Source organism: Streptomyces sp. P9-2 (genome assembly GCF_051903975.1).
Taxonomy (GTDB): domain Bacteria; phylum Actinomycetota; class Actinomycetes; order Streptomycetales; family Streptomycetaceae; genus Streptomyces; species Streptomyces cellulosae.
On record NZ_CP192633.1, the window covers coordinates 3,707,054 to 3,733,869 of the forward strand.

28 protein-coding genes are annotated in these 26,816 nt (G+C 73.0%); 16 read left to right on the forward strand and 12 right to left on the reverse strand.

The features are described from left to right. Positions 1-29 precede the first annotated feature (29 nt). From ACQY0Z_RS16940 to ACQY0Z_RS16960, 5 genes are all read left to right on the forward strand, one after another. Positions 30-236, forward strand: coding sequence for a hypothetical protein (locus ACQY0Z_RS16940; RefSeq protein WP_189902537.1), 207 nt, complete (start codon positions 30-32; stop codon positions 234-236). A 233-nt stretch (positions 237-469) separates the two neighbouring features. After that, positions 470-1,861 carry an ABC transporter ATP-binding protein gene (locus ACQY0Z_RS16945; protein WP_439812482.1) on the forward strand — a complete coding sequence of 464 codons (1,392 nt, stop codon included), beginning with the start codon at positions 470-472 and terminating at the stop codon, positions 1,859-1,861. 91 nt (positions 1,862-1,952) lie between these two features. After that, positions 1,953-3,341 (forward strand): aldehyde dehydrogenase family protein, encoded by a 1,389-nt coding sequence (locus ACQY0Z_RS16950; RefSeq protein ID WP_189902541.1) that lies wholly within the window; start codon positions 1,953-1,955, stop codon positions 3,339-3,341. A gap of 16 nt (positions 3,342-3,357) precedes the next feature. Further along, complete coding sequence (locus ACQY0Z_RS16955; protein WP_254588249.1) at positions 3,358-4,443, forward strand: Zn-dependent alcohol dehydrogenase; 1,086 nt, start codon at positions 3,358-3,360, stop codon at positions 4,441-4,443. Positions 4,444-4,704: 261 nt separating this feature from the next. After that, positions 4,705-4,902, forward strand: a complete 198-nt coding sequence (locus ACQY0Z_RS16960; protein ID WP_439812483.1) for a hypothetical protein — start codon at positions 4,705-4,707, stop codon at positions 4,900-4,902. A gap of 25 nt (positions 4,903-4,927) precedes the next feature. Here the strand turns inward: ACQY0Z_RS16960 and ACQY0Z_RS16965 are convergent, their stop codons facing one another. Together ACQY0Z_RS16965 and ACQY0Z_RS16970 are read right to left on the reverse strand one after the other, a co-directional pair. Then, positions 4,928-5,638 (reverse strand): ArsR/SmtB family transcription factor, encoded by a 711-nt coding sequence (locus ACQY0Z_RS16965; protein ID WP_254588251.1) that lies wholly within the window; start codon positions 5,636-5,638, stop codon positions 4,928-4,930. A 223-nt stretch (positions 5,639-5,861) separates the two neighbouring features. Further along, positions 5,862-6,503: a TetR family transcriptional regulator gene (locus tag ACQY0Z_RS16970; RefSeq protein WP_189902547.1), complete on the reverse strand. Its 642-nt coding sequence runs from the start codon at positions 6,501-6,503 to the stop codon at positions 5,862-5,864. A 109-nt stretch (positions 6,504-6,612) separates the two neighbouring features. On the opposite strand from ACQY0Z_RS16970, the gene ACQY0Z_RS16975 reads away from it, so the two are divergent. The 3 genes from ACQY0Z_RS16975 (at position 6,613) to ACQY0Z_RS16985 (ending at position 9,216) form a co-directional block, all read left to right on the forward strand. Beyond that, positions 6,613-7,764 (forward strand): acyl-CoA dehydrogenase family protein, encoded by a 1,152-nt coding sequence (locus ACQY0Z_RS16975; RefSeq protein WP_439812484.1) that lies wholly within the window; start codon positions 6,613-6,615, stop codon positions 7,762-7,764. Positions 7,765-7,840: 76 nt separating this feature from the next. Next, positions 7,841-8,128 carry a YiaA/YiaB family inner membrane protein gene (locus ACQY0Z_RS16980; protein ID WP_048459099.1) on the forward strand — a complete coding sequence of 96 codons (288 nt, stop codon included), beginning with the start codon at positions 7,841-7,843 and terminating at the stop codon, positions 8,126-8,128. Positions 8,129-8,577: 449 nt separating this feature from the next. Then, positions 8,578-9,216, forward strand: a complete 639-nt coding sequence (locus ACQY0Z_RS16985; RefSeq protein WP_381730435.1) for a TetR/AcrR family transcriptional regulator — start codon at positions 8,578-8,580, stop codon at positions 9,214-9,216. Here ACQY0Z_RS16985 and ACQY0Z_RS16990 read toward each other — a convergent pair. Next, the gene (locus ACQY0Z_RS16990; protein WP_189902552.1) at positions 9,213-9,674 is read right to left on the reverse strand and encodes a MaoC/PaaZ C-terminal domain-containing protein; all 462 of its coding nucleotides are present in this window, start codon (positions 9,672-9,674) and stop codon (positions 9,213-9,215) included. The two genes, ACQY0Z_RS16985 and ACQY0Z_RS16990, sit on opposite strands and share 4 nt — an antisense overlap. Positions 9,675-9,805: 131 nt before the next feature. Here ACQY0Z_RS16990 and soxR point away from each other — a divergent pair, with 131 nt between their 5' ends. Next, complete coding sequence (gene soxR / locus ACQY0Z_RS16995; RefSeq protein ID WP_189902554.1) at positions 9,806-10,282, forward strand: redox-sensitive transcriptional activator SoxR; 477 nt, start codon at positions 9,806-9,808, stop codon at positions 10,280-10,282. Between the two features lie 36 nt (positions 10,283-10,318). On the opposite strand, the gene ACQY0Z_RS17000 is transcribed toward soxR, so the two are convergent. The 3 genes from ACQY0Z_RS17000 to ACQY0Z_RS17010 all read right to left on the reverse strand — a co-directional run bounded on the left by ACQY0Z_RS17000 (position 10,319) and on the right by ACQY0Z_RS17010 (position 13,999). After that, complete coding sequence (locus tag ACQY0Z_RS17000) at positions 10,319-11,386, reverse strand: RNA ligase (ATP) (RefSeq protein ID WP_439812485.1); 1,068 nt, start codon at positions 11,384-11,386, stop codon at positions 10,319-10,321. 244 nt (positions 11,387-11,630) lie between these two features. After that, the gene (locus ACQY0Z_RS17005; RefSeq protein ID WP_189902558.1) at positions 11,631-12,233 is read right to left on the reverse strand and encodes a hypothetical protein; all 603 of its coding nucleotides are present in this window, start codon (positions 12,231-12,233) and stop codon (positions 11,631-11,633) included. Between the two features lie 509 nt (positions 12,234-12,742). After that, positions 12,743-13,999, reverse strand: a complete 1,257-nt coding sequence (locus ACQY0Z_RS17010) for an exo-beta-N-acetylmuramidase NamZ family protein (RefSeq protein ID WP_347225944.1) — start codon at positions 13,997-13,999, stop codon at positions 12,743-12,745. Positions 14,000-14,168: 169 nt separating this feature from the next. On the opposite strand from ACQY0Z_RS17010, the gene ACQY0Z_RS17015 reads away from it, so the two are divergent. Next, positions 14,169-14,942 carry an SDR family oxidoreductase gene (locus ACQY0Z_RS17015; protein ID WP_189902561.1) on the forward strand — a complete coding sequence of 258 codons (774 nt, stop codon included), beginning with the start codon at positions 14,169-14,171 and terminating at the stop codon, positions 14,940-14,942. A 200-nt stretch (positions 14,943-15,142) separates the two neighbouring features. Then, positions 15,143-15,736, forward strand: a complete 594-nt coding sequence (locus tag ACQY0Z_RS17020; RefSeq protein WP_019522745.1) for a TetR/AcrR family transcriptional regulator — start codon at positions 15,143-15,145, stop codon at positions 15,734-15,736. Positions 15,737-16,049: 313 nt separating this feature from the next. On the opposite strand, the gene ACQY0Z_RS17025 is transcribed toward ACQY0Z_RS17020, so the two are convergent. Beyond that, a complete protein-coding gene (locus ACQY0Z_RS17025; protein WP_439812486.1) occupies positions 16,050-17,264 on the reverse strand; it encodes an acyl-CoA dehydrogenase family protein in 1,215 nt (404 codons plus the stop codon). 6 nt (positions 17,265-17,270) lie between these two features. After that, positions 17,271-18,293 carry a phosphotransferase family protein gene (locus ACQY0Z_RS17030; RefSeq protein WP_439812487.1) on the reverse strand — a complete coding sequence of 341 codons (1,023 nt, stop codon included), beginning with the start codon at positions 18,291-18,293 and terminating at the stop codon, positions 17,271-17,273. A 218-nt stretch (positions 18,294-18,511) separates the two neighbouring features. Here ACQY0Z_RS17030 and ACQY0Z_RS17035 point away from each other — a divergent pair, with 218 nt between their 5' ends. Further along, complete coding sequence (locus ACQY0Z_RS17035) at positions 18,512-19,441, forward strand: NADP-dependent oxidoreductase (protein ID WP_189902567.1); 930 nt, start codon at positions 18,512-18,514, stop codon at positions 19,439-19,441. 203 nt (positions 19,442-19,644) lie between these two features. Here the strand turns inward: ACQY0Z_RS17035 and ACQY0Z_RS17040 are convergent, their stop codons facing one another. The 3 genes from ACQY0Z_RS17040 to ACQY0Z_RS17050 are packed head-to-tail and all read right to left on the reverse strand — an operon-like array spanning position 19,645 to position 20,980. After that, entirely contained in the window at positions 19,645-19,983 is a 339-nt protein-coding gene (locus ACQY0Z_RS17040; protein WP_439812488.1) for a DUF202 domain-containing protein, read from the reverse strand. Beyond that, positions 19,971-20,363 (reverse strand): YidH family protein, encoded by a 393-nt coding sequence (locus tag ACQY0Z_RS17045; protein ID WP_189902569.1) that lies wholly within the window; start codon positions 20,361-20,363, stop codon positions 19,971-19,973. The genes ACQY0Z_RS17040 and ACQY0Z_RS17045 overlap by 13 nt, the downstream gene beginning before the upstream one ends. Positions 20,364-20,380: 17 nt before the next feature. Continuing rightward, positions 20,381-20,980 (reverse strand): NUDIX hydrolase, encoded by a 600-nt coding sequence (locus tag ACQY0Z_RS17050; protein ID WP_254588531.1) that lies wholly within the window; start codon positions 20,978-20,980, stop codon positions 20,381-20,383. A 259-nt stretch (positions 20,981-21,239) separates the two neighbouring features. Here ACQY0Z_RS17050 and ACQY0Z_RS17055 point away from each other — a divergent pair, with 259 nt between their 5' ends. From ACQY0Z_RS17055 to ACQY0Z_RS17070, 4 genes are all read left to right on the forward strand, one after another. Continuing rightward, positions 21,240-22,190, forward strand: coding sequence for a hypothetical protein (locus ACQY0Z_RS17055; protein WP_347225942.1), 951 nt, complete (start codon positions 21,240-21,242; stop codon positions 22,188-22,190). 54 nt (positions 22,191-22,244) lie between these two features. Next, a complete protein-coding gene (locus ACQY0Z_RS17060; RefSeq protein ID WP_254588529.1) occupies positions 22,245-23,786 on the forward strand; it encodes an APC family permease in 1,542 nt (513 codons plus the stop codon). 82 nt (positions 23,787-23,868) lie between these two features. Continuing rightward, positions 23,869-24,630 carry a molybdopterin-dependent oxidoreductase gene (locus tag ACQY0Z_RS17065; protein ID WP_439812489.1) on the forward strand — a complete coding sequence of 254 codons (762 nt, stop codon included), beginning with the start codon at positions 23,869-23,871 and terminating at the stop codon, positions 24,628-24,630. Continuing rightward, entirely contained in the window at positions 24,614-25,237 is a 624-nt protein-coding gene (locus ACQY0Z_RS17070) for a cytochrome b/b6 domain-containing protein (RefSeq protein ID WP_189902575.1), read from the forward strand. Before ACQY0Z_RS17065 ends, ACQY0Z_RS17070 begins: the two co-directional genes overlap by 17 nt. Positions 25,238-25,349: 112 nt before the next feature. On the opposite strand, the gene ACQY0Z_RS17075 is transcribed toward ACQY0Z_RS17070, so the two are convergent. Continuing rightward, positions 25,350-26,747: a GntP family permease gene (locus ACQY0Z_RS17075; RefSeq protein ID WP_189902577.1), complete on the reverse strand. Its 1,398-nt coding sequence runs from the start codon at positions 26,745-26,747 to the stop codon at positions 25,350-25,352. Positions 26,748-26,816: the final 69 nt, after the last annotated feature.

A 26,816-nucleotide genomic window follows, 5' to 3' on the forward strand; every position in this document is an offset into this window, starting at 1 on the left:
GACAGGTCCCGCGTACCGAGGGGGCCCGCATGATCCTGACCGTCCTGATCGCCGTCCTGCTTCTCGTCCTCGCCGGCTACGCCTGCGTCTTCTGGGCCGCGCGCGGCGGCCCCCGCTGGACCCATGCGGTGGCGAAGGCGACCGTGGCCGCCGGCCGTGCGGCGAGCGTTCTCCTCCGCCCCGGCCGCTCGGGCACCCGCAGCGGCTCGAACCCCGACGACGGCGGCTCGTCCTGACCCCAGGGCACGACCCCGGGCCGAGGGCCCGGAAGCGCCCGCACGCGACCCTCCGCGCCGAATGCTTCCTTCCGGTTTCTCACCAGGCGGACGGAACGCCCCCGATCGCGTCCGTTGTCTTCCCTGGCCGCCTACTTTCCGTTAGCTTCCGTGACTCACACGCCCCGTACGACCCGCACGAGGCGTCCGACCGCGGAGCCGCAGCGCCCTGATGAGCCCCCGGGGGCACTTTCATGACACGCGCCATCACCCTGCACGACGTGAGCAAGTCCTACACGCGAGGTGCTCGCGTGGTCGACCGGATGTCGCTGGCCATCACCCCCGGCGAGTTCCTCGTCCTGCTCGGCCCGTCGGGCTGCGGCAAGTCCACCGTGCTGCGGATGATCGCGGGCCTGGAGGAGATCGACGAGGGCAGCCTGTTCCTCGACGGCGAGTACGCCAACGAACTCCCGCCGTCCGAGCGGGACATGGCGATGGTGTTCCAGAATTTCGCGCTGTACCCGAGCATGACCAGCCGGGACAACATCGGCTTCCCGCTCCGTATCGAGGCCCCCGGCGACGACCCGTCGCCCAAGGTGGACGCCACCGCCCGGATGCTGGGCATCGAGGACCTCCTCGACCGTTTCCCCGCCCAGCTCTCCGGCGGTGAGCGCCAGCGCGTCGCGATGGGCCGGGCCATCGCCCGCCGCCCCTCCGCGTTCCTGATGGACGAGCCGCTGTCCAACCTCGACGCCAAGCTCCGCAACCACGTCCGCGCCGAAATCTCCCTGCTCACCCGGAAGCTGGGCGTCACCACCGTCTACGTCACCCACGACCAGTCGGAGGCGATGTCGCTCGGCGACCGGGTCGCCGTGCTGCGCGGCGGCGTCCTCCAGCAGGTCGGCACGCCCCGCGCGGTGTACTCGCTGCCCGAGAACGTCTTCGTCGCCGCGTTCATCGGCACCCCGCGCATCAACCTGCTCTGCGGCCTGGTCCGCGCCCCGCTGGACGGCGCGATGACCATCAGCCTCGGCAAGCAGTTCCTGCGGCTGCCCGAACCTCTGTCCCTGGACCACCAGTTGCTCCGCGTGCAGCAAGGCCGCGAGGTCATCGTGGGCCTGCGCTCCGAGGCCGTGCGGATCGCCAAGCCGTCCGCCGCGCGCCCCGGCGAGATGCCCCTCACCGGTCTGGTGGAACACCTGGAGTTCCAGGGCCACGAGGTGCTGGTGCACTTCAACACCGGCTCCCGCCCCGCCGTCGTCCCCGAGCTGGAGGCCCCGCGCCCGGCCCCCGCCCGCCCGGGCGTCCGGCGCCGCCGCCGCGAGGGCGGCACCGTGCTGGAACGCCTCCGGGAACGCGCCGGCGCCCTCCGCGCGGGGGCCGAGCGTACGGGCGCCGAGCGCCCGGGCGCCGTGGCCACGCTGGACGGCCCCGGCCGGCCGGACCCCACCGTCGTGTCGTCCGCCCCCGCCTCCGCCGAGCCCCGGCTCCCCGGCGACCTCATCGTCCGCACCACGCCCGACATCCGCCTCCGGCACGGCATGCAGGTGCCGCTCCTGGTCGACCTCGCCCACCTCTTCGTCTTCGACCAGCACGGCCGGCGGATCTGCCCCAGCCCGGAGCGGCTGCCCGACCTGGAGGAGTGAGCGGCGGCACGCGGCCGAACCCCTGGCGCGGAAAAACTAACATCGCTAGTTTGGAAGCCGGACAGGACGCCCCCGCTCCGGAGGAACCGCGATGAAGGCATACGACGGCATGTACATCGACGGCGCCTGGCGCCCCGCCGCCGGGCGGGACGTGATCGAGGTCGTCGGCCCGGCGGACGAGCAGGTGATCGCCACCGTCCCCGCGGGCACCGTGGAGGACGTCGACGCCGCCGTGCGCGCCGCCCGCGCCGCCCTCCCGGCCTGGGCGGCCACCCCGCCCGCCGAGCGCGCGGCCCGCCTCACCGCGCTGCGGGACCAGCTGCTCGCGCGCCGGGACGAGATCGCCGCCACGGTCACCGCCGAACTCGGCGCCCCCGAGAAGCTCTCCCAGACCGTCCACGCGGGCGTGCCGGTCGCGGTGGCCGGCTCGTACGCCGAGCTGGCCGCGACGTACGAGTTCGAGGAGAAGATCGGCAACTCCACCGTGTTCCACGAGCCGGTCGGCGTGGTCGGCGCGATCACCCCGTGGAACTACCCGCTGCACCAGATCGTCGCCAAGGCCGCCCCCGCCCTCGCCGCCGGCTGCGCCATCGTGGTGAAGCCCGCCGAGAACACCCCGCTGGTCGCCCGGATCTTCGCCGAGTGCGTGCACGAAGCGGGCGTACCGGCGGGCGTGTTCAACCTGGTCACCGGCCTCGGCCCGGTGGCCGGGCAGGCGCTCGCCGAACACCCCGACGTCGACCTGCTGTCCTTCACCGGCTCCACCGCCGTCGGCCGCAGGATCGGCGCGATCGCCGCCGGCATGGTGAAGCGGGTCGCCCTGGAACTCGGCGGCAAGTCCGCCAACGTCATCCTGCCCAGCGCCGACCTGGCCCGCGCCGTCAACGTCGGCGTCGCCAACGTGATGTCCAACTCCGGCCAGACGTGCAGCGCCTGGACCCGCATGCTGGTCCACCGCGACCGGTACGACGAGGCCGTGGAGCTGGCCGCGGCCGCCGCCGCCAAGTACGGCGACCGCATCGGCCCCCTCGTCAGCGCCCGCCAGCGGGACCGCGTGCGCGGCTACATCGAGAAGGGCGTCGCCGAGGGCGCCCGCCTCGTCGCGGGCGGCCCCGAGGCCCCGCGCCCCCAGGGCTGGTACGTCAGCCCCACCGTCCTCGCCGACGTCACCCCGGAGATGACCGTCGCGCAGGAGGAGATCTTCGGCCCCGTGCTGTGCGTCCTGCGCTACGAGGACGAGGAGGACGCCCTCCGCATCGCCAACGGCACCGTCTACGGCCTCGCCGGAGCCGTCTGGGCCGGTGACGAGGCGGAGGCCGTCGCCTTCGCCCGCCGCATGGACACCGGCCAGGTCGACATCAACGGCGGCCGGTTCAACCCGCTGGCCCCGTTCGGCGGTTACAAGCAGTCGGGCGTGGGCCGCGAACTCGGCGTCCACGGCCTGGCCGAGTACCTCCAGACCAAGTCCCTCCAGTTCTAGGGGAGTCGAAACCCTCATGGCCGTACGAGCCGCCGTTCTGCCCGCCGTCGGCGCCCCGCTGGAGATCACCGGCGTCGACCTGCCCGACCCCGGACCCGGCGAGGTGCGCGTCCGCCTCGCCGCCACCGGGGTGTGCCACTCCGACCTGTCCCTGTCCGACGGAACCATGCGCGTGCCCGTCCCGGCGATTCTCGGTCACGAGGGCGCCGGCACCGTCGTCGCCGTCGGCGAGGACGTCACCCATGTCGCGCCCGGCGACGACGTCGTCCTCAACTGGGCGCCCTCCTGCGGCGCCTGCCCCGCCTGCGGGCGCGGCGAGGTGTGGCTGTGCGCGCACGCCCTCGACGGCGCCGCGCGCGTGCACGCCCACCGCGCCGACGACGGCACCGCCCTGCACCCGGGTCTGAACGTGGCCGCGTTCGCAGAGGAGACCGTGGTGCCCGGCGCCTGCGTGCTGCCCGCCCCGGACGGCGTCCCCCTCGCCGACGCCGCCCTCCTGGGCTGCGCCGTCCTCACCGGCTACGGCGCGGTCCACCACTCCGCCCGCGTCCGCGCCGGTGAGACGGTCGCCGTCTTCGGCGTCGGGGGAGTGGGCCTGGCCGCGCTCCAGTCGGCCCGCATCGCGGGCGCCTCCACGATCGTCGCCGTGGACGTCTCCCCGGAGAAGGAGGAGTTGGCCCGCGCGGCCGGCGCCACCGAGTACGTCGTCGCCTCCGACACCACCGCCCGCCAGATCCGCGCCCTCACCGGGAAGCAGGGCGTCGACGTCGCGGTGGAGTGCGTCGGCCGTGCGAGCACCATCCGCACCGCCTGGGAGTCCACCCGCCGCGGCGGGCGCACCACGGTCGTCGGCATCGGCGGCAAGCACGAGCAGGTCACCTTCAACGCCCTGGAGATCTTCCACTGGGGCCGCACCCTCGCCGGCTGCGTCTACGGCAACTCCGACCCGGCTCGAGACCTCCCGGTCCTCGCCGCCCACATCCGCTCCGGCGCCTTCGACCTGACCGCCCTGGTCACCGACCGCATCACCCTGGACGGCATCCCGGCCGCCTTCGACACGATGACCGCCGGCAAGGGAGGCCGAGCCCTGGTGGTCTTCTGACCCCTCAGAGACGCCGGGGCGGCTCCGGCGGTCGTCCGCCACCCGTGGGGTGCGTGCCCCGGCCGCGTGCAGGTGCACCCCCCAGGGGCGCGCGGGGAACTGCGCGACCAGCCCCGATGACGCGGCACCCGCCGCCGGTTCTTGCTCGCGCGGGAACCTCTCCGCCGAACACCGCGACGCCCCCGACGGTGGCTGCCCCTCCGCCTCCCTGGTCATCGACGCCGGCACACCGAGGCGGCGCAGCGGTCGTACGCGGCCGGGGTGGAGGGACATCTCGCCGGTTTCGGAGGCGAGTTCGAGCGAGAAGGGGATGTCACCCCGGAGGAGGCGCGGGAGCGGGCGGTGCTGCTGCTCAGCCGGATGGTCGGCGCGATGGTGCCGGCGCGGGCGGTACGGCACGTCGAGCCGGAACTGTCCGACCAGATCGTGCGGACGTGCCCGGCGCACGCGCTGGACTGACCGCAGGCCGGATGTCCCGGCCGCCTCAGCGCAGCGCCGCCGCGTCGATCCCCAGCAGGTCGGTGAGCGCCCGCTCCCCGGCGCCGGTCACCTTCACGGCGCGCCCGGAGCCGATCCGTACGCACCAGCCCTGGTCGAGCAGGTGCCGGCACAGGGCCGCGCCCGCCGCCCCGGCCAAGTGGGGACGGCGTTCCGTCCAGTCCAGACAGGCGCGCGCGAGCGGACGCCGGCCCCGCCCGCCGAGGTCCACGCCGAGCGCGCCGAACCAGTCCAGCCCCGCGTCGGTCAGCGCGAACCCGGTGTCCTGGAGCAGGAGTCCGCGCGCGGTGAGGGCGTCGGTGACGGCGATCCCGAGCCGCCCGGCGAGATGGTCGTAGCAGGTGCGACCGCGTGCCATCGCGGAGTCCGCGCCCGACTGCCGCAGCCCGCGCGGCGGTTCGGCGGCGTCCGGGGCGATGTGCGCCGTGAGGTCCTCCACGAGCTGGGCGACCCGGGCGTCCGCGATCCGCACGTACCGGTGCCGCCCCTGCCGCTCCTCGGCCAGCAGCCCGCCGCCGACCAGCTTGCCCAGGTGCTCGCTGAGCGTGGACGCGGCGACCCCGCAGTGCCGGGCCAGCTCACCCGCCGTCCAGGCCCGCCCGTCCAGCAGCGCGAGCAGACACGCGGCCCGCGTCTCGTCGGCGGCCAGGGAGGCGAGCCGCGCCAGCGCGCCGGCCCTCGGGTCCTTGGAGGTCATGCCCTCCAGCATGCGGCAGGGACGGTTCGGCGCTCACCGAAGTGTCCGGGGACGCGGGCGTAGGACCGGTGCCGATCCGGCGCGCGGGGCGTCGGGGTCGCCCTTCGAGGGGCGCGGGGAACTGCGCGAGCGGTCCCCGCCGGGCCGCACGGTGCTGGGTGCAGCCCCGCATGGCACGGAGGGTGACGCGTCCGGCTTGCCTGGCGTGCGGCGCCAGGCGCCGTCAGGCGTGCTGCCGTACCTGCTCGTACTGCAGGGCCAGCCCGTCCAGCAGCGCCGTCAGGCCCGTCTCGAAGGCGCGCTCGTCGATCTTCTCCTGCTGTTCCGCGAGGAGATGAGCCTGACCAAGGTGCGGATAGTCCGCGGGGTCGTAGGCGCTCGCGTCGTCCACGAAGCCGCCGGCGAACGAGCCGAGCGCCGAGCCCATGATGAAGTACCGCATCAGCGCGCCGATGGACGTGGCTTGCGCGGGCGGCCAGCCCGCCTCGACCATCGCGCCGTAGGCCGCGTCGGCCAGCCGCAGCGCCGCCGGGCGCCGGCCGGGGCCGCGAGCCAGCACCGGGACGATGTTGGGGTGGTCGCGCAGCGCGTTGCGGTACGACACCGCCCAGTCGTGCAGCGCCGTCCGCCAGTCCCTGCCGTCCTCGAACATCGACAGGTCGACCTGCGCGCTCACCGAGTCCGCCACCGCCTCCAGGATCTCGTCCTTGGTGCGGAAGTGGTTGTAGAGCGACGGCCCGCTCACCCCCAGCTCGGCGGCGAGGCGGCGTGTGGAGACCGCCGCCAGCCCCTCCGCGTCCACCAGCGCACGCGCCGCCTCCACGATCCGGTCGGTGCTGAGCAAGGGCTTGCGCGGTCGGGCCATGGCGCACATAGTAGGGCTGCGATCCTAAACTAGCAGTGCTAATTTACCCGTACACGGTTACGCGATCGCACGATCACGCGCGTCTCACATTCACATGGGGTGACTCGGGATGAACCTGGAGCTGAGTGACGAGCAGGAGGCGGTTCGCCGGCTCGCCCGGGACTTCGTACGGCGCGAGGTCACGCCGTACGCCGCCGCCTGGGACCGCGCCGAGGAGGTCGACCGGGGCATCGTGAAGAAGCTCGGCGAGCTCGGCTTCCTCGGTCTGACGATCGACGAGGAGTACGGCGGCTCCGGCGGCGGCCATCTCGCGTACTGCCTGGTCACCGAGGAACTGGGGCGCGGCGACTCGTCCGTGCGCGGCATCGTCTCCGTCTCCCTCGGCCTGGTCGCCAAGACGATCGCCGCCTGGGGGAGCGAGGAGCAGAAGCGGACCTGGCTGCCGGGGCTGACCTCCGGCGCGTACGTCGGCTGCTTCGGCCTGACCGAGCCGGGCACCGGCTCCGACGCGGGGAACCTCGCGACGCGGGCGGTGCGGGACGGCGACGAGTATGTGATCGACGGCTCGAAGATGTTCATCACGAACGGGACGTGGGCGGACGTGGTGCTGCTGTTCGCGCGGTCCACGGACGCGCCCGGGCACCAGGGGGTCTCCGCGTTCCTCGTGCCCACGGACACCCCCGGTCTGACGCGCCGCGCGGTCCACGGCAAGCTCGGTCTGCGCGGGCAGGCCACGGCCGAGCTGGTGCTGGACGGGGTGCGGGTGCCGGCGTCCGCGATGCTGGGCGAGGAGGGCAAGGGCTTCTCGGTCGCCATGTCCGCCCTGGCGAAGGGGCGGATGTCGGTCGCGGCGGGCTGCGTCGGGATCGCCCAGGCCGCGCTCGACGCGGCGGTGGCCTACGCGGGCGAGCGGGAGCAGTTCGGCAAGCCGATCGCGGGGCACCAGCTGGTCCAGGAGCTGATCAGCGACATCGCCGTCGACGTGGACGCGGCCCGGCTGCTCACCTGGCGGGTCGCGGATCTGATCGACCGGGGCAAGCCGTTCGCCGTGGAGTCCTCCAAGGCGAAGCTGTTCGCCTCGGAGGCGGCGGTACGGGCCGCGAACAACGCCCTGCAGGTGTACGGCGGGTACGGCTACATCGACGAGTACCCGGCGGGCAAGCTGCTGCGCGACGCGCGCGTGATGACGCTGTACGAAGGCACCAGCCAGATACAGAAGCTGGTCATCGGGCGGGCGTTGACGGGGGTTTCGGCGTTCTGAGACTCGGTGAGGATTGAGTACCGCCTGAGTACGCGGGCGGATGTGGGCGCGGCCGCATCCGCCGATTCTTGTCGGCATGAGCGAGACACCGGTCAAGCAGCAGAGCACGGCGGCCTTCTACGGTCAGGCCGTCGCGTCCTTCGCCCTGGCCCTCGGGGCCACCGCCGTCGGCATCTACAACCTGGAGACGGACGCCTGGGTCCGCGGCTTTCTGAGCATCGCGGTTCTCTATCTGGTGACGTCGGCGTTCACCCTGGCGAAGGTGATCCGGGACCGCCAGGAGGCGGGCCAGATCGTCAACAGGGTCGACCAGGCGCGCCTGGAGAAGATGCTGGCGGATTACGATCCGCTCCAGAAGCTCTGAGGGGACACGTGTGCGGTGCCGGGTGCGGGTGGTCGGTGGCTGACCGCGCAGTTCCCCGCGCCCCTTCAGGACGCCTCCGCCCTGGCCTGTTGCCGTCAACTGCGGGCATTCGTGCCGCTAGGGCGGCACGGGTGGGCGCAGCGGCACCTCTGCGGTGCCGGGTGCGGGTGGTCGGTGGCTGGTCGCGCAGTTCCCCGTGCCCCTTCAGGGCGCTTCCGTCACGGCCCGCTGCCGTCAACTGCGGACATGCGTGTCGCTGGGGCGATGGGCGAGGGTGGGCACGGCGGACCTCGTCGGCGCCGAGGTGCGCCGGCACCCCCGGCCGGCACCCGCACCGGCCACATCCCACGCACCGGGGTGCGAAAACACTCCCCACCCCCCCGCCCGTGCTAAGCGCCCGCTCACCCTTGCCGGTAGGATGACGACCCTGCCAGCGAATGGGGTGAGCGATGAGTACGGCGGAGGAGACGGCCGGCGGTGACACGCAGCCGTGGGGTGAGGTCACGCCCGACGCGGCCCGGCGGCTGCTGCTCGCCGCCGTGGAGGCTTTCGCGGAGCGCGGCTACCACGCCACGACGACCCGCGACATCGCGGGCCGCGCCGGCATGAGCCCGGCCGCGCTCTACATCCACTACAAGACCAAGGAAGAGCTGCTCCACCGCATCAGCCGCATCGGACACGAGAAGGCGCTGGACATCCTGCGCACCGCGTCCCGCGGCGAGGGCACCGCGACCGAGCGGCTCGCCGACGCGGTCAGCTCCTTCGTCCGCTGGCACGCGCGGGGCCGTACGACCGCCCGTGTCGTGCAGTACGAGCTCGACTCGCTCGGCCCCGACGCCCGCGCGGAGATCGTCGGCCTGCGCCGCCAGGTCGACGCCGAGGTGCGCGGCATCATCGAGGACGGCGTCCGCTCCGGCGAGTTCGACGTCCCGGACGTGCCGGGCACCACCCTCGCCGTGCTGTCGCTCTGCATCGACGTGGCCCGCTGGTTCAACGTCGACGGCCCCCGCACCCCGGAGGAGGTCGGCGCGCTCTACGCCGACCTCGTGCTCCGCATGGTGGGCGCGAGGAACGCCAGGTCCGCCTAGAGGTAGTACCGGGCCACCGACTCCGCCACGCACACCGGCTTGTCCCCGCCCTCGCGCTCCACGGTGAAGGCGGTGGCCACCTGAACCCCGCCCGGCACCTCGTCCACGGCACTGATCTTCGCCGTGGCGCGCAGCCGCGAGCCCACCGGCACGGGAGCCGGGAACCGCACCTTGTTCGTGCCGTAGTTGACGCCCATCTTCACGCCCTCGACGGTCAGCAGCTGCGGACCGAACAGGGGCAGCAGCGACAGCGTCAGATAGCCGTGCGCGATCGTCGTGCCGAACGGGCCCGCCGCGGCCTTCTCCGGGTCCACGTGGATCCACTGGTGGTCACCGGTGGCCTCGGCGAACAGGTCGATCCGCTTCTGGTCGATCTCCAGCCAGTCGGTGTACCCCAACTGCTCGCCCACCGCCGCCTTCAGGTCGTCGACGGACGTGAAGATCCTCGGCTCTGCCATGTCCCGGCCTCTCGCGTCACGTAGTCGCAGGCGCATCCGCGTGCGCATGCCTAAGCAACTGCTTAGCATGGTCGGCCGTGCGGCCCCTGTCAACGGACGGGCCGCCGGACGAGGTCGGTAGGCTTCGAGGAGTGCACCGGATTCCAGAGAAGATCCACGAGCTCACGGTCGGCCAGCTCTCCGCCCGCAGCGGGGCCGCCGTGTCGGCCCTGCACTTCTACGAGTCCAAGGGGCTGATCCGCAGCCGGCGCACCTCGGGCAACCAGCGCCGCTACACCCGTGACACCCTCCGCCGCGTCGCCTTCATCCGCGCCGCCCAGCGCGTCGGCATCCCCCTCGCCACGATCCGTGAGGCCCTCGCCGAGCTGCCCGAGGAGCGCACACCCACCCGCGACGACTGGGCGCGGCTCTCCGAGGCGTGGCGCTCCGAGCTCGACGAGCGCATCCGCCAGCTGAACCGGCTGCGCGACCACCTCACCGACTGCATCGGCTGCGGGTGTCTCTCCCTGGAGGGCTGCGTGCTCTCCAACCCCGACGACGTCTTCGGCGAGCGCCTCACCGGCTCCCGGCTCATGGCGGAGAGCAGCAGGAGGAAGTCCGGCGAGTGACGGCGGGCGGGCGGCTCCGAGCCGCCCGCCCGTGCCTCACTCGTACTCCGTGCCGCCCTTGCGGGTCAGATACGCCGGGCTCACCGCCTTCGCGATGGCCCGCCCGCCCGTCACCGGGCTGTGCCGTTCGGTCACCGGACGGATCACCACGCCCTCCCGGATGTGCAGCTCCCTGCCGGACACCGTCTCGCGGCCGCCCGCCAGCTCCAGCACCCGCTCGCTGTCGTACGGGCCGGTCCAGAGGCGGGGCACCAGCGGCAGGCGGCCCTCGAGGAGCTCCGCCGCGTCCAGCCAGCGCACCTGGCCGTCGATCTCCGCCGAGACGTCGAACACGGCGTACCCGAGCGTGTCGCGCCGCCCGTCCGCGCCGTACGACAGGTCCTGCACGCCCGCGCCGTACACCTCGCCGAAGATCCCGACCCGCCGCGCGCCCAGCCGGGCCGCGAGCTCGGCGGCCGCCTCGGCGACGCCGTGACCCCGTACCGCGCGCCAGTACAGGTTGCGCGGGTCCTCGCCGAGTGCCAGGGACTTCGCGCCGAAGCCCTTCGAGGAGACGTAGACCCTGTCCTCGTCCACGGAGTACGTCAGCAGGCAGGCCGTGCCGTGCAGCTTCTCCGTGACCACGACGGGCTCGCCGGGGGAGAAGATGCCGGGGTGGCGCTGGAGGTTCTCGATGTCGACCCAGGGCAGCAGGGCCGGCGCGGACTCCACCTCGCCGTCCATGGCCGGCGGGACCGGCGGCACCCACTTGGTGACGCCGAGCAGCTCCGCGAAGTCGGTGCCGTCCGCGGCGGCCCGCACCAGGTCGACGTCCGCGAGCGCCTTCGGGCGGCACACGATGCCCTGCGACAGCTCGCCGCGCAGCCGGACCGCCTTGACCCGGTCGTGGTTCCCGCCCGCCAGCCGGCCGGTCAGGCCCAGCTCGTCGATCAGGGCGGGCGGCAGCACGGACTGCTCGGGGATGTACACGGCGGCGTCGCCCGTGCGGTAGGCGCCCTTGGCGACGACGGCCCGGTACAGGCCCACCTGGGCCAGCTCCAGGGCGTCGGCGTTCGGGTGCGGATGGACGGTCAGGATCTCGGCGGTGACGCGCAGCGTCGACATCGGGACGGCTCCCAGGGTTCTCAGGTGGGTCTCATCGGCCCCCACTGTCCTGAGAACAAAGCCGTGGAACGACCGGTTTACCGCCTGCTACCGTCCAGGGGCTCCGGGGGGTGCGGCGTCCTTGGCGCGCACCCCCGTGCCCCCGTTGCTCCGGTCGTCGCTCGTCACCGTCGTCGGCTGTCGCTCACGGCTCTCGCCGCTCTGGTCGGTCCTGCCGTTCCTGTCGCCCTCGTCTTCCGCCGGGTCAGGCGGAGACCAGCAGCCTCGCGCGGCGGGACTCCGCGAGGGCCGCCGGGGTCAGCACGGGACGCGGGACCAGGATGCCGCACTCCGTGCACACCGGGCCCGCCGAGGGCTCGTGATCCAGGTCGTGGCGCCAGACGAGCCGCTCACCCCCGCACACGGGGCAGGACGAACCCGGCTCGCGCTCCAGCGCGGCGATCAGCCGCCGCAGCACCTCCGCCAGGGGCTCCCTCGGGTGCACCTTGGGGTCGTCGCACCACGCGACCCCGAAACCTCCCCAGGTCATCCGGTGCCAGTCGTCCACAGTGCCCGGCCTGCGCAGACCGTCGTGCTTCTCCTTCCTGCGGCGCTCGGCGAACTCCACCTCGTACGCCAGCCAGACCGCCCGGGCCTCCTCCAGCTCGTCCAGTGCGGCCACGAGCCGCGCCGGGTCGACGGAGCGGTCCTCGGGATCGAACCCGGCCCGCGAGCACAAGTGGTCCCAGGTCGCGCGGTGCCCGTAGGGGGCGAACCGCTCCAGGCACTTGCGCAGCGAGTAGCGCCGCAGCGCCAGATCGCACCGGGGATCTCGGACCTGTCTCGCCAGACTCCGGAAACCGGCCATCGTCCTGCACCTCCGTCACACCTGCACCTGTAATCCGGTCACTTCGGCGTCGTCGAACGGACGTCGTCGAATAGACGTGTCGGCACGCGATTCGGCTCCATCCTTTTTCCGATGGCCCCCTCAGCCGGCCGCGGGAACGCCGGGCCAACTGCCCTGGCCCGCGCTTCAGTTGTCGTCGTCGCGGGGATACCGGCGGTAACGGGCCTCCTGTCCCTCCCGGCGGAGGAGCGGCCCTTTCCCGACGCTCTGAGAACTCCCCGCGGCTTCCACGGGTTCCTGAACGCTCCGCCGATATGCACACCGATCACCGGTCCGGCGGCCGATAAACCCCGCATCGCACGGCGCGGGGCGGTGAAAACGCAGGTCATGGGGGCGGGCGGGGCGGAAAAGGGGGCGTGAACACGACGGCGGCGGATCGCCGTCCCGCGATCCGCCGCCGTTTCCGTGCCCAGGTCGGCTGAGGCCCGTCGACCTGCCGTGGTTCACCGCCGAAGCAGGTGCTTCCTCGTTCACCGGTACAGCAGGTGCTCCCGCCGCTTCCGGCGGAACGCCGCGAGCTCGCTCTGCCAGCCCGCCACCACCTCGTCGGTGTCCGCGCCCGCGTCGATCATCGTGCGCACCTGGGTGGAGCCGGTCAGCTTGTCGATCCAGTTGTCCGCGCGCCAGGCGAAGCCGTCCCAGGACCGCTTCGCCGTGATCAGCAGGCCGATGCCGGTCCGCACCGGGTCGAACCGCTCCCGGTCGTGCACATGCAGTTGCACGCCCCCGATGGTCTTCCCCTGGAACTTCGAGAACGTCGGCGCGAAGTACGCCTCACGGAACCGCACGCCCGGCAGCTCCAGCTCGTTCGCCGCGGCCGCCCAGCGCCCGTCGACGCCCTCCGCGCCCAGCAGCTCGAACGGCCGGGTCGTGCCGCGCCCCTCCGACAGGTTCGTACCCTCGAACAGACATGTCCCCGAGTACACCAGCGCCGTCTCCGGCGTCGGCATGTTCGGGCTCGGCGGCACCCACGGCAGCCCGGACGCGTCGTAGAAGTCCGACCGCTTCCAGCCCGACATCTTCACCGTCTCCAGGGCGACGGGCCTCTCGAGGAACTCCGCGTTGAACAGCAGCGCCAGCTCCGCCACCGTCATCCCGTGCGCCTGCGAGATCGGCTTCCGTCCGACGAAGGTGGCGAACTCCTTGTGCAGCACCGGACCCAGCGCCGCCCGCCCGGTCACCGGGTTCGGGCGGTCCAGGACCACGAACGACAGGCCGGCGAGCTGCGCCGCCTCCATGCAGTCGTAGAGGGTCCAGATGTACGTGTAGAAGCGGGCGCCGGCGTCCTGGATGTCGAAGACGACCGTGTCCACGCCGGACGCCGTGAAGATGTCGGCGAGGGCCTGACCGCTCTTCAGGTAGGTGTCGTAGACGGGCAGGCCCGTCGCCGGGTCGTCGTAGCGGCCCTCCGAGCCGCCCGCCTGCGCCGTGCCTCTGAAGCCGTGCTCCGGGCCGAACACCGCTGTCAGGTTCACTCTGTCGTCGCCGTGCATGACGTCGACGATGTGCCGCACGTCGCGGGTGATGCCGGTCGGGTTGGTGACCACGCCCACCCGGCGGCCGTCGAGCAGCGCGTAGCCGTCCGCAGCGAGCCGGTCGAACCCGGTGCGCAGCGTGCGGCCGCCGCCGTGCCCGGAACCCGGCCCCGCGGCGGCCGCTGCCGGAGCGGCGGAGGCCGCGACCGCGGCCGTGGTGGTGGCGAGCAGGCTCCGTCGGGACAGCCTCATGCGGTGACCTCCGTGATCGCGGTACATGTCATGACCACGCACGCTAGCGCGCCTGACCGCCCCGGGGAACGAGCCGGACCGACGGAGCGCGGAACGCCCCTTCCTCCCGGCATACCGACCGGTTAGTCTGGCGCGGTCGGACGTTCGTGAGCCGCGTCGGAGGAGACCGATGGTGCAAGCCGTGCAGGGTGCGAAGGTGGTCGTCACGGGAGCCGGGGGCGGCATCGGAGCGGCGCTCGCCCGCCGCTTCGCCGCGCAGGGGGGACGGGTCGTGGTCAACGACCTGGACGCCGCCCGCGCCAAGGCCGTCGCCGAGGAGATCGGCGGCCACGCGGTGGCGGGCGACGCCTCCTCGATCGTCGACGAGGCCCGCGACGCCCTCGGCGGGACGGTCGACGTCTGGTGCGCCAACGCCGGCGTCGGCCGCGACGGCGGGGAGCCCGGCGAGCCGCTCCGCGAGGAGGACTGGGCGCTGTCCTGGGACGTCAACGTGATGGCGCACGTCCGCGCGGCGCACGCGCTGCTCCCCGAGTGGCTGGAGCGCGGCAGCGGCCGCTTCGTCTCCACCGTCTCCGCCGCCGGACTCCTCACCATGATCGGCACCGCCCCCTACAGCGTCACCAAGCACGGTGCCTACGCCTTCGCCGAGTGGCTGGCGCTCACGTACCGGCACCGCGGGGTGAAGGTGCACGCGATCTGCCCGCAGGGCGTGCGCACCGACATGCTCGACGCCAGCGGCAGCGCCGGCGACCTGGTGCTCAAGCCCACCGCGATCGAGCCGGACGACGTGGCCGACGCCCTGTTCGACGGCATCGAACAGGACCGTTTCCTGATCCTGCCGCACCCCGAGGTCGCCGAGTACTACCGCGCCCGCGCCACCGACCCCGAACGCTGGCTCGGCGGCATGAACCGCGTCCAGCGGCAGTGGGAGGCCACCCGCTGACGCCCGCCGGCGCCCGCCCGCCCCCACGGGGCGGGTTCCGGCACGGACCCGCCCGCACCTCCCCCCGAACCGGGGGAGAAACTGGGCGGGGAGGCGGTGCCCTCGGCGGCGGTTCCGTGAAGTGGGAAGATCTCCCGGCGGGGACGGCGTTCCCTGGACGCACGACGACCGACAGCAACACGGAAAGGCGGGTGGCGGCAGTGCCCAGAACGACGGACGGTGACGGGACCCCCGTGCCGCAGCGGCTGCTGGCCGCCGCCACCCGGCTCTTCGCCGAGCAGGGCTACGACCGCACCTCGGTGCAGGAGATCGTCGAGGCGGCCGGCGTCACCAAGGGGGCGCTGTACCACTACTTCGGCTCCAAGGACGACCTGCTGCACGAGGTCTACGCGCGCGTGCTGCGCCTCCAGCAGGAGCGCCTGGACCAGTTCGCCGACGCCGACGAGCCCATCGAGAAGCGGCTGCGCGGCGCGGCCGCCGACGTCGTCGTCACCACCATCGAGAACCTCGACGACGCGTCGATCTTCTTCCGCTCCATGCACCACCTCAGCCCGGAGAAGAACAAGCAGGTCCGCGCCGAGCGGCGCCGCTACCACGAGCGGTTCCGCGCGCTGATCGAGGAGGGCCAGCGCGAGGGCGTCTTCTCCACGGCCACCCCGGCCGACCTGGTCGTCGACTACCACTTCGGCTCGGTGCACCACCTGTCCACCTGGTACCGCCCCGACGGCCCGCTCAGCCCCCAGCAGGTCGCCGACCACCTCGCCGACCTCCTGCTGCGCGCCCTGCGTCCCTAGGGTCTGTCCGGCGGATCACGCCGGGGACGCGGGGTCCGGCACGCCCTCCCCCCCACTGCCCTGAACGGGCGTGGGGGTGCCCCCAGCGGCGTTGTCGTCGCTCGCCGACTCCCCCGCGCTCGGCGTCGCTCGCGCGGGAGGGACCCCCATCGCGCCGACTCCCTCCTCCGCCTTGCGGCTGGACGCACCAGACCCCGCTCACCTGGGTTGCAAGGCGCCGCGCCTTTCCCCCGACCTGATCCGCCGGACAGGCCCTGGACGCGTCACCGGCCCGCCGGGCGCCTCACGGCACCCGACGAGCCGGTCGAAGGCCCTACAGGTACTTCTTGATCTCCCGGCGGGCCAGCGACCGCTGGTGCACCTCGTCCGGGCCGTCCGCGAGCATCAGCGTGCGCGCGCCCGCGTACAGCTCGGCCAGCGGGAAGTCCTGGCTCACACCGCCCGCGCCGTACAGCTGGATCGCCCGGTCGAGGATGCCGACCACCGTGCGCGGGGTGGCGATCTTGATGGCCTGGATCTCGGTGTGCGCGCCCCGGTTGCCGACGGTGTCCATCATCCAGGCCGTCTTCAGCACCAGCAGCCGCAGCTGCTCCACCGCGACCCGCGCGTCCGCGATCCAGTTCTGCACCACGCCCTGCTGGGCGAGCGTCTTGCCGAACGCCTCCCGGGACACCGCGCGGCGGCACATCAGCTCGATCGCCCGCTCGGCCATGCCGATCAGCCGCATGCAGTGGTGGATCCGGCCCGGACCGAGCCGTGCCTGGGCGATGGCGAACCCGCCGCCCTCCTCACCGATCAGGTTCGACACCGGCACCCGCGCCTCGTCGAAGACCACCTCGGCGTGGCCGCCGTGGTAGTGGTCCTCGTAGCCGAAGACCTGCATCGCCCGCTTCACGGTGACGCCCGGGGTGTCCCGCGGGACCAGGACCATGGACTGCTGGCGGCGGATGTCCGGCCCGTCCGGGTCGGTCTTGCCCATCACGATGAAGATCTTGCAGTCCGGGTGCATGGCCCCGGAGATGTACCACTTGCGGCCCGAGACGACGTACTCGTCGCCCTCCCGCCGGATGTGCGTGGTGATGTTGGTGGCGTCCGAGGAGGCCACCTCCGGCTCGGTCATCGCGAACGCCGAACGGATCTCACCCGCCAGCAGCGGCTCCAGCCACTGCTTCTTCTGCCGCTCGTCGCCGAACTGCGCCAGCACCTCCATGTTCCCGGTGTCGGGCGCGGCGCAGTTGGTCGCGGTCGGCGCGAGCTGCGGGGACCGGCCGGTGATCTCGGCGAGCGGCGCGTACTGGAGGTTGGTGAGTCCCGCGCCGTACTCGGCGTCCGGCAGGAACAGGTTCCACAGGCCCTGCCGGCGCGCCTCCGCCTTGAGCTCCTCCACCACCGGCGGGTTCTCCCACAGTGAGGACAGCCGCTGCCGCTGCTCGTGCACGACCTCCTCGGCCGGGTACACGTGCTCGTCCATGAAGGCGAGGAGCCGGGCGCGCAGCTCCTCGGTGCGCGCGTCGAACGCGAAGTCCATGTCTCGTCAGCCTTCCTGAAGGGTGGTCAGACTGTGCTCGATGAAGACCGGGACCAGATCGCCGATGCGGTCGAACCCGGCTCCGACCGTCTGGCCCAGCGTGTACCGGTAGTGGATGCCCTCCAGGATCACGGCGAGCTTGTACCACGCGAACGCCGTGTACCAGGACACCGCCGCCACGTCCCGCCCCGACCGCGCGGCGTACCGCTCGATCAGCTCGGCCGGCGTCGGATGGCCCGGGGCCTCGGCGGTCGTGGACACGGGGGAGTCCGGCATCCCCAGCGGGCTGCTGTACATCACCAGCAGACCGAGGTCCGTCAGCGGGTCGCCCAGCGTGGACATCTCCCAGTCCAGGACCGCGCGGACCGACTCGTCGTCGCTGATCAGCGCGTTGTCGAGGCGGTAGTCGCCGTGCACGACGGTGGGCGCGGGGGAGACGGGCAGCTCACGGCCGAGCGCCGCGTGCAGCTCGTCGATGCCGGCCAGCTCGCGGTTGCGGGAGGCGTCGAGCTGCTTGCCCCAGCGCCGCAGCTGCCGGTCCAGGAAGCCCTCGGGACGCCCGAAGTCCTCGAGCCCGACCTCGGCGGGGTCGACGGCGTGCAGGTCGACCAGCGTGTCGACCAGGTTCAGCACGGCCTTCCGGGTGCGCTCGGGGCCCAGCGGGGCGAGCTGCCCGGCGGTGCGGTACGGGGTGCCCTCGACGTACTCCATGACGTAGAACGGCGCGCCCAGCACCTCCTCGTCCTCCCACAGCAGCACCGGACGCGGCACCGGCACGCTGGTCGGGTGCAGGGCGCTGATCACCCGGTGCTCGCGCTTCATGTCGTGCGCGGTGGCGAGGACATGGCCGAGCGGCGGGCGGCGCACCACCCACGTCGACGCGCCGTCGGTGACCGTGTAGGTGAGGTTCGACCTGCCGCCCTCGATCAGCCGGCCGGAGAGCGGGCCGCCGAGCAGACCAGGCCGCTCGCGTTCGAGCAGCTCGCGCAGCCGGTCGAGATCCAGTCCGGGCGGGTGATCGGGACTCATCGTCGCTCCTGTGGGCAGGCGGACAGTACCCGCCCATGATGCCGACCGGTCGGTATGCCGTCCAGACCGGGAGCGAAACGTGATCGGGTCCACGATAGGGGGAGCGCCCTGTGGTGGTCGGCCCCCGTCGGCCCCCGGTCGGCTGCTCCGGTGACGCGAATGGCGTACATCGGGTCATTCGGCTTGCACGCCGGGGGCCGACCCCGGAGGGTCGACGCATGAAGGCGATCAGCTACGCACGGTACGGCGGCCCCGAGGTACTCGAGTACGGCGAGGCCGACGACCCCAAGCTGGGCCCCGACGACGTGCTCGTGAAGGTCCGGGCGGTGTCCGTCAACCCGGTCGACTGGAAGGCCCGCCAGGGCCATCTCGACGCGATCCTCCCGGCCGTCTTCCCGGTGATCCCCGGCTGGGACCTCGCGGGCGTCGTCGTCCGCCCCGGGCCCGCGGTCCCCGAGTTCTCCGAGGGCGACGAGGTGATCGGGTACGTCCGCGAGGACGTCCTCTCCGCCGGCACCTGCGCGGAGCTGGTGGCCGCCCCGGTCCGCACCCTCGCGCCCAAGCCGAGCCGGCTCTCCTTCGAGGAGGCTGCGGGGATTCCGCTCGCGGGACTCACGGCGTACCAGGTGCTGCACCGGGTGCTGCGTGTGCGGCGGGGCGAGACGGTGCTGGTGCACGCGGCGGCCGGCGGGGTGGGGTCCGTCGCGGTCCAGCTCGCCGCGCATGTCGGCGCGCGCGTCATCGGCACGGCGAGCGAACGGAACCATGACTTCGTGCGGGGGTTGGGCGCGGAGCCGGTGAGCTACGGCGAGGGCCTCGCCGAACGCGTGCGGGGGCTCGCCCCCGAGGGGGTGGACGCGGTCTTCGACACGGTGGGCGGGGATGCGCTGAAGGCGTCGGCGAATCTGGTGGTGCCGGAGGGGAGGTTGGCGTCGATCGTGGATCCGGGGGTGACGGGGTACGGCGGGGCGTACTGGTTCGTCCGGCCGGACCCTTCCGACCTCCGCAAGCTGTCGGAGCTGGCGGACCAGGGGGTGCTGGACATCCACGTCGAGGAGACGTTCCCCCTGGAACGGACGGCGGACGCGCACCGGCGCAGCGAGGAGGGGCACGTACGGGGCAAGATCGTGGTGACGGTCGGCTCGTAGGGCGCGCCTGGGGGCAGGTCGGGTTCGCCCCCGCCGCCCCTTCCCGTCCCTGGGGCTGCGCCCCCAGACCCCCTCATCGGCCCTGGCGGGCCTCGTCCTCAGACGCCGGACGGGCCACTTGTGGCCCGTCCGGCGTCTGAGGAGCGGGGTCAGGGGTGGAGCCCCGGGTTGGGGAGGGAAGGGCGGCGGGGGCGGGAACCCCCCTACCCCAGCACCACCCCCACCCCACCCCCCGCCGTCAACAGGACGCACACCACAACCCCCACCGCCCACCGGACCGCCAGCCGCTCCGGCTCCCGTGAGTCCCCCGCCAACCGCCGAATCCGTCGATGGGCGACCGTCAACACCCCCACCCACCCCACACAGCACACCGCCCCCGCCGCCAGCACACTCCCCGACGCCCCGCCCGCGACCCCCGCCTTCCCCGCCAGCACGGCCACCACCGTCCCCGCCAACGTCGTCCGCCGCCACGCCAGCCGGGTCCGCTCGGGCTGCAGCCCGGGATCACGCTCCCCGAGCACTCCGGGCGTCACCCTTCCCACCCCACCAGCACCACCACGACCATCACCACGGCCACCCCCGCCACCACCACCCCCAGCAGCGCGGGGAAGCGCGACACCGGCAGATCCTCCCCCCGCCGCATCGCCCGCTCGCAGCGCACCCAGTGGTTGACCGCCCGCAGCGCGCACAGCGCACCCGACGCCAGCAGGGCGAGGGCCAGGCCCACCCGCCAGCCCCACCGCAGGCCGGGCAGGAACTGGTCCACCGCGAACCCGCCGCCGATCAGCGCGAGCGCGGTCCGCAGCCAGGCGAGGAACGTCCGCTCGTTCGCCAGGGAGAAGCGGTAGTCGGGCGTCACCCCGTCGTCCCGCACCTCGGCGGGGGCGAACCACAACCGGACGTTCCGTACAAAGTCGATCACGGGGGCGACCTTACCCGTCAGGTCCGGTCCGTCCGCCCGGCCCGATACGCCCGCAACCGCTCGTACGCCGCGAGCCCGTCCGGCACCCACTCCCACGCGCCGAGCCGCCGCCGAACCTCCTCCTCGGGCAGGAAGGCGTGCCAGGCCACCTCCTCGGCCTGCGGCCGCACCGGCAGTTCGCAGCGCACCTCGTACACCGCCGACCACCAGGTCCGGGTGGCGCCGTCGTCGTACAGGAAGGTGAACAGGTGCGAGGGCGCGGGCAGACCGCTCACGCCCAGCTCCTCCTCGGCCTCGCGCAGCGCCGCCTCGTCGTACGTCTCGCCCGCGCCGACCACCCCGCCGACGAACATGTCGTACAGGGACGGGAAGACCAGCTTCGTCGGGGTGCGGCGGTGGACGAAGACCCGGTCCTCGGCGTCCCGGGCCAGGACGAAGACGCAGCGGTGGCGCAGCCCCCGTGCGTACGCCTCGCCGCGCGGCGCCTGTCCGACCACCCGGTCGTGCTCGTCGACGATGTCGAGGATCTCGTCCGCGTTCCGGCCGACGTCGCTGCCGCCGGCCTCGCTCCCGCCGACGGCCTTCCTGCCGGTCCCACTCGTTCCGCTCTCGCTCATACCGCCATCAAAGCAGCGTCCGCCCCGCCCCGGGCGCCGCCCACCTGCACCGTCAAGGCCCGCGAGGTCGTTCACCGGCGACACAAGTTGCCTGTTCGTGACCGCAGTTGACGCGTGTAAAGGGCCGGGTGCCCTTGACGTGATCCGTTGGCTGACGGTTTGCTGTCCGTGATCAGCTCGTGGCGATCGGCAGCCGACCACTGCCACCGACCACTCGCCCGAGCCGGACGACAAGAGAAGCGCGTGAGGAAGTTCCGCGGTGTCCCCACCCCCGCCTCCCCTCGGCCGTGCCCGCAAGCGAGCGGCACAGTCCTACGACGAGGCCCTCGACGACGCCGAACTCGTCGCCGCGCGGGCCGCACTGGCGCAGGGGCGATGGCAGAGCACCCGCTCGCTGCTGGTCAGGACGGGGGACGACTGGGACCGCCGCGGACACCGGATCGCGGTGCTCGCGAAGGAGTCGTACTGCGCCGCGTGGGCCCGCGAGTGGCTGCTCGCCGAGCCCGACTCCGGTGACGCGACCGTGCTGCTGGCCATGGCCCAGGTACGGCGCGCCCTGCGCGGCAAGGAGAAGCCGGCCCGGGTCCGCGAGGCCTGCCGCAAGGCCGCCGAGCAGCTGCCGCACGACCCGACGCCCTGGCTCGGGCTGCTGATGCTGGAGTGCTCCCTGGGCGCGGAGGGCGACGTGATCCGGATCTTCGAGCAGGTCCGCACCCGCCACGCCGAACACCACCACGCCCACCACCTGGTCGTCGGCTGGCTCGCCGAGCGCCGCGTGGAGGCGGGCCCCGACCCGCTGCACGAGGTGTACGACTTCGCCAACTGGGCCGCCGAACAGGCCCCCGCCGACTCGCCGCTGGCCATCCTGCCGGTCATCGCGCACGCCGAGCGCTACCGCTCCCTGGCCGCCGCGGGGCACGAGCCCGCCGACCCGGCCGCCTCCGGCCACTGGGTCGGACGCCGCGCCCGGCAGGTGATGAAGGCGGCCTTCGACTGGTGGCTGGAGTGGGAGCACGAGGACCACCCGCGCCGGCTCGTCGACCTCAACTTCCTCGCGCACGCCAAGGTGTGCGAGGGCCGGGGCGCCGAGGCCGCCGCCCTCTTCCACCGCATCGGCGAGCACGCCACCCCCGCCCCCTGGTCGTATCCCGACCGGGACGGCCTCACCGCCTTCCGTACCGCACGCGCCGCCGCCCTGGGCACGGCCTGACCCCCACCCCGAAACGCCCCCCGCACCCACCACCGACCCAAGGACGGTCTCGAGATGACGACGGACAGTTCGAGCACCAACAGAGCCCCGGCCGAGGGGATCAGCACCTTCAAGGGCCAGGAACGCGCCCTGCGGGCCGACCGCCTCGGCACAGGGGGCCTGCTGCTCTCCGTGCTCGCCGCGACCGCCCCGCTCATGGTCGTCGCGGGTGTCATGCCCACCACATTCGCGGTGATGGGCATCGTCGGCCAGCCGCTGCTCTTCGTGGTCCTGGGCGCCGTGCTGGTGCTGTTCAGCCTCGGTTACGCCGAGATGAGCCGTCACGTCCACAACGCGGGCGCCTTCTACGCGTACATCTCCCGCGGACTGGGCGGCACCGCCGGCGCGGGCGCGGCCCTGGTCGCCCTCGTCGCCTACAACTCCCTGCAGGTCGGCATCTACGGCATCTTCGGCTTCGAGGTCTCCGGCCTCTTCGCCACCTATGCCGACCTCGAGGTCGCCTGGTGGATACCGGCGCTCGCCGCCGCGCTCGCCGTGGGCGTGCTCGGCTGGCTGAAGATCGACGTCAACGCGAAGGTGCTCGGCGTCCTGCTGGTCATCGAGGTGCTGCTGGTCGTCGTCTTCGACATCGCCGCCGTCGCCGACCCCGGCAACGAGGGCCTGTCGCTGCACGCCTTCAACCCGGACACCCTCACCGGCGCGGGCGTCGGCACCGCCCTGTGCTTCTGCATCGCGGCCTTCCTCGGCTTCGAGCAGGCGCCGGTCTACGCGGAGGAGACCAGCAGGCCGCACGTCCTGGTGCCGCGCGTGATGTTCCTCGCCGTCACCGGTGTCGCCGTCTTCTTCGCCCTCAGCAGCTGGGCGCTCACCGTCGCCACCGGCCCCGCCTCGATCGTGGCCACCTCCCAGGAGCAGAGCGCGGGCCTGCTGTTCTTCCTCACCGAGGACCGGCTCGGCTCCACCTTCACCGACGTGCTGCACGTGCTGTTCGTGACGGGCATGTTCGCCGCCATGCTCAGCTTCCACAACGTCGTCGCCCGCTACGCCTTCGCCATGGGCCGCGAGGGCCTGCTGCCCGCCGCCTTCGGCCGCACCACCGGCTCCAGCGGCGCCCCCGGCACCGGCTCCCTGCTCCAGACCGGCATCGCCGTGGTGCTGGTGCTGGTCTTCGCGCTCACCGACGACAAGCCGACCGGCGACCCGACCGCGCCCGTGCTGCACCTGTTCACCTGGGGCGGCAACATCGGCGCGCTCGGCGTCATCGTCCTGATGGCCATCGCCTCGCTGTCCGTCGTCGTCTTCTTCGTACGGCGCGGCGCCGCGAGCGCCCAGGCCTGGCGCCTGGCCACCTCGGCGGTCGCCGGCATCGCCCTCGTGGTGATCGCCGGGTACACGGTCAAGGACTTCGACGTGCTGGTCGGCGCCGGCCCGGACTCCGCCCTGCGCTGGATCCTGCCCGGCGTCATCGGCCTCGCCCTCGTGATCGGACTTGTCCAGGGCGCGGTTCTGCGCGCCCGCGCCCCCGAGACGCACGCCCGCATCGGCCTGGGCAACGAGGCGTTCCAGCTGGAGAAGGAGGCCGAGCGCACCCCGTAGCTCCGCCCCCGCGCCTTACCGAAGTCTGACGAGCGCCCGCGTTCCCTGGTCTCCCAGGGGCCGCGGGTGCTCGAATGAGGGGGTGAAACCCGAACACCCCTCGCAGGGCCGGGACGTCCCGGGCGCCGGCGACCCGGACGCGCGCGGAGCGCCCGTCGGCCGCCGCGTCCTGCTCGGCACCCTCGGCCTCGGCGCGCTCGGCCTGGCCGCCGCGCCCTCCCTCCAGCGCGGCCTGGAGTCCTTCCTCGCCGGCGCCGCCGACCGCGACCCCACCGGCCTGACCGGACTCCTCCCCAACGGCGGCGGCTTCCGCTACTACTCGGTCGCCGCGTCCGTCCCGCGCGAGGACGCCCGCACCTACCGGCTCACCGTCGACGGCCTCGTCGACCGCCCCGCCTCCTACGCCCTCGCCGACCTGAAGGCGCTGCCGCAGACCCGCATCGTGCGGGACGTCCAGTGCGTGACCGGCTGGCGGGTGCCCGGGACGCCGTTCGAGGGCGTCCGGCTGTCCCGGCTGCTGGATACGGCCGGGGTGCGTCCCACCGCCCGCGCGGTGCGCTTCACCTGCTTCGACGGGACGTACTCCGAGAGCCTCACCCTCGACCAGGCCCGCCGCGCGGACGTCCTGGTCGCCCTGCGCATGCGGGACGAGGACATCGGCCACGGCCACGGCGGCCCGGCACGCCTCTACGTGGCGCCCATGTACTTCTACAAGTCGGCCAAGTGGCTCTCCGGCATCACCGTCACCGAGGACGTCGAACCGGGCTACTGGGAACTGCGCGGCTACGACGTCGACGCCTGGGTCGGCCGCTCGAACGGACGCGACGATGCCCCCACGAGCTGACGCCCCGCCCGCCGCCACGACCGTACGGCGCTTCACCCCCGTCCAGCGCCGGGCGCACCGGTCCGTCGCCCTGCTCATGGGCGTCTGCGTGGCCACCGCCGCCTGCCTCTACGTCCCCCAGCTCGCCCAGCTCGTGGGCCGCCGCGCCCTGGTCGTCACCCTCCACCAGTGGTCGGGACTGCTCCTGCCCCTCCCCGTGCTGGCCGCGCTGGTCTCGCGCGCGTTCCGCGCCGACCTGGGCCGGCTCAACCGCTTCGGCCCGCACGACCGGGTCTGGCTGCGGGCCGCCCTGCGCCGCGACCGCCGCCCCGGGTCCCGGCCTGCGGGGAAGTTCAACGCGGGGCAGAAACTGTACGCGGCCTGGATCGCCGGGGCCACGCTGGTGATGCTCGGCACCGGGCTGCTGATGTGGTTCACCCATCTCACCCCCGTGGTCCGGCGCACCGCCGCGACCTTCGTCCACGACTGGCTGGCGCTGACCGTCGGCGTCGTCCTCGCCGGGCACATCGGCATGGCCCTCGCCGACCCCGAGGCCCGCCGCGGCCTGCGCACGGGCTCGGTCCGCCGGGAGTGGGCCGAGCGCGAACACTCCCTCTGGCGGCCCTGAACACACGCGGCCCTGAACACACGCGGCCCTGAACACACGCGGCCCCTTACACGACGGCGGCCCGCCCTCCCCTCGACGAGGGGCGGACGGGCCGCCGTGAGCCGCGATCCGGCTAGATGATCAGGGACAGCAGGAGCACCAGCGCCCCCGCGACCACCGAGATGATCGTCTCCATGATCGACCAGGTCTTGATCGTCTGGCCGACGTTCAGACCGAAGTACTCCTTCACCAGCCAGAAGCCGGCGTCGTTGACGTGGCTGAAGAACAGCGAACCGGCGCCGATGGCCAGCACCAGCAGCGCGGCGTGCGTGGTCGACATGTCGGCCGCGAGCGGCGCGACCAGACCGGCCGCCGAGACGGTCGCCACGGTCGCCGAGCCCGTCGCCAGCCGGATCGCCACCGCGATCAGCCAGGCCAGCAGCAGCGCCGGGATCGACCAGTCCTCGGAGATGTCCAGGATCATCTGGCCCACGCCGGTGTCGATCAGCGTCTGCTTGAAGCCGCCGCCCGCGCCGACGATCAGCAGGATGCCCGCGATCGGGGCGAGGCCCTTCTCCACCAGGGAGGAGATGCGCTCCTTGCTGAAGCCCGCGGGCATGCCGAGGGTGAAGATGCCGACGAGTACGGCGGCGAGCAGCGCGATCAGCGGGGAGCCGATCACGTCGAAGACGCGCTGCACGTTGTGCTCGGGGTCGTCGATCACGATGTCGACGAGCGCCTTGGCGAGCATCAGCACGACCGGCAGCAGGATCGTGGCCAGCGTCGCGCCGAAGCCGGGGCGCCGCTCCAGCTCCTCGGAGGGACGCTGCGGGATCATCCGCTCGGGCGCCGGGACGTCCACCCAGCGGGCGGCGTACTTGGAGAACAGCGGACCGGCGATGACCACGGTGGGGATGGCGATGAGCACGCCGAGCGCCAGCGTCACGCCCAGATTGGCGCCGACCGCGTCGATCGCGACCAGCGGGCCGGGGTGTGGGGGCACCAGGCCGTGCATCACGGACAGGCCGGCGAGGGCCGGGATGCCGATGCGCATGAGCGAGTAGTTGCCGCGCTTGGCGACCATCAGCACCACCGGGATCAGCAGCACCACGCCGACCTCGAAGAACAGCGGCAGACCGATGACCGAGGCGATCAGCACCATCGCCCACGGCATGAAGCGGCCGCTGGCCTTGGCGAGGATGGTGTCGACGATCTGGTCGGCGCCGCCCGAGTCGGCGAGCATCTTGCCGAGGATCGCGCCCAGGGCGATCAGCACGCCCACACCGGCGACGGTGGAGCCGAGCCCGGTGCTGAAGCTGGTGATGACCTTGTCCAGCGGCGCGCCGGCGAAGGCGCCCAGCGCCAGTGACCCGATGGTCAGCGACAGGAAGGCATGCAGCTTGAACTTGGTGATGAGCAGGACGATGACGGCTATGCCCGCCAGGACGGCGATGCCCAGCTGAGCGTGGCCGGCCGAGGTGATCGGCTCGGGTACGTCCGCTGCCAGCATCTCGACGCTGAGTCTGGTCACGGTGGATCCCTAGGGTGTACGGGGTCGGGGGAGAGTGCGGCCCCGGGGGAATGGGGGCCGGTGGGGGGT

What these genes read in the sequence shown, in the direction of transcription:
- ACQY0Z_RS16955 (WP_254588249.1), top strand. Translation starts at nt 3,358, where the DNA reads ATGGCCGTACGAGCCGCCGTTCTGCCCGCCGTCGGCGCCCCGCTGGAG.
- ACQY0Z_RS16950 (WP_189902541.1), top strand. Translation starts at nt 1,953, where the DNA reads ATGAAGGCATACGACGGCATGTACATCGACGGCGCCTGGCGCCCCGCC.
- ACQY0Z_RS16945 (WP_439812482.1), top strand. Translation starts at nt 470, where the DNA reads ATGACACGCGCCATCACCCTGCACGACGTGAGCAAGTCCTACACGCGA.
- ACQY0Z_RS17035 (WP_189902567.1), top strand. Translation starts at nt 18,512, where the DNA reads ATGAAGGCGATCAGCTACGCACGGTACGGCGGCCCCGAGGTACTCGAG.
- ACQY0Z_RS16940 (WP_189902537.1), top strand. Translation starts at nt 30, where the DNA reads ATGATCCTGACCGTCCTGATCGCCGTCCTGCTTCTCGTCCTCGCCGGC.
- ACQY0Z_RS17000 (WP_439812485.1), bottom strand. Translation starts at nt 11,386, where the DNA reads ATGTCGACGCTGCGCGTCACCGCCGAGATCCTGACCGTCCATCCGCAC.
- ACQY0Z_RS16965 (WP_254588251.1), bottom strand. Translation starts at nt 5,638, where the DNA reads ATGACCTCCAAGGACCCGAGGGCCGGCGCGCTGGCGCGGCTCGCCTCC.
- ACQY0Z_RS16970 (WP_189902547.1), bottom strand. Translation starts at nt 6,503, where the DNA reads ATGGCCCGACCGCGCAAGCCCTTGCTCAGCACCGACCGGATCGTGGAG.
- ACQY0Z_RS17030 (WP_439812487.1), bottom strand. Translation starts at nt 18,293, where the DNA reads ATGAGTCCCGATCACCCGCCCGGACTGGATCTCGACCGGCTGCGCGAG.
- ACQY0Z_RS16990 (WP_189902552.1), bottom strand. Translation starts at nt 9,674, where the DNA reads ATGGCAGAGCCGAGGATCTTCACGTCCGTCGACGACCTGAAGGCGGCG.
- ACQY0Z_RS17005 (WP_189902558.1), bottom strand. Translation starts at nt 12,233, where the DNA reads ATGGCCGGTTTCCGGAGTCTGGCGAGACAGGTCCGAGATCCCCGGTGC.
- ACQY0Z_RS17060 (WP_254588529.1), top strand. Translation starts at nt 22,245, where the DNA reads ATGACGACGGACAGTTCGAGCACCAACAGAGCCCCGGCCGAGGGGATC.
- ACQY0Z_RS17015 (WP_189902561.1), top strand. Translation starts at nt 14,169, where the DNA reads ATGGTGCAAGCCGTGCAGGGTGCGAAGGTGGTCGTCACGGGAGCCGGG.
- ACQY0Z_RS16975 (WP_439812484.1), top strand. Translation starts at nt 6,613, where the DNA reads ATGAACCTGGAGCTGAGTGACGAGCAGGAGGCGGTTCGCCGGCTCGCC.
- ACQY0Z_RS17050 (WP_254588531.1), bottom strand. Translation starts at nt 20,980, where the DNA reads ATGAGCGAGAGCGGAACGAGTGGGACCGGCAGGAAGGCCGTCGGCGGG.
- ACQY0Z_RS17010 (WP_347225944.1), bottom strand. Translation starts at nt 13,999, where the DNA reads ATGAGGCTGTCCCGACGGAGCCTGCTCGCCACCACCACGGCCGCGGTC.
- ACQY0Z_RS17025 (WP_439812486.1), bottom strand. Translation starts at nt 17,264, where the DNA reads ATGGACTTCGCGTTCGACGCGCGCACCGAGGAGCTGCGCGCCCGGCTC.
- ACQY0Z_RS16980 (WP_048459099.1), top strand. Translation starts at nt 7,841, where the DNA reads ATGAGCGAGACACCGGTCAAGCAGCAGAGCACGGCGGCCTTCTACGGT.
- ACQY0Z_RS17070 (WP_189902575.1), top strand. Translation starts at nt 24,614, where the DNA reads ATGCCCCCACGAGCTGACGCCCCGCCCGCCGCCACGACCGTACGGCGC.
- ACQY0Z_RS16985 (WP_381730435.1), top strand. Translation starts at nt 8,578, where the DNA reads ATGAGTACGGCGGAGGAGACGGCCGGCGGTGACACGCAGCCGTGGGGT.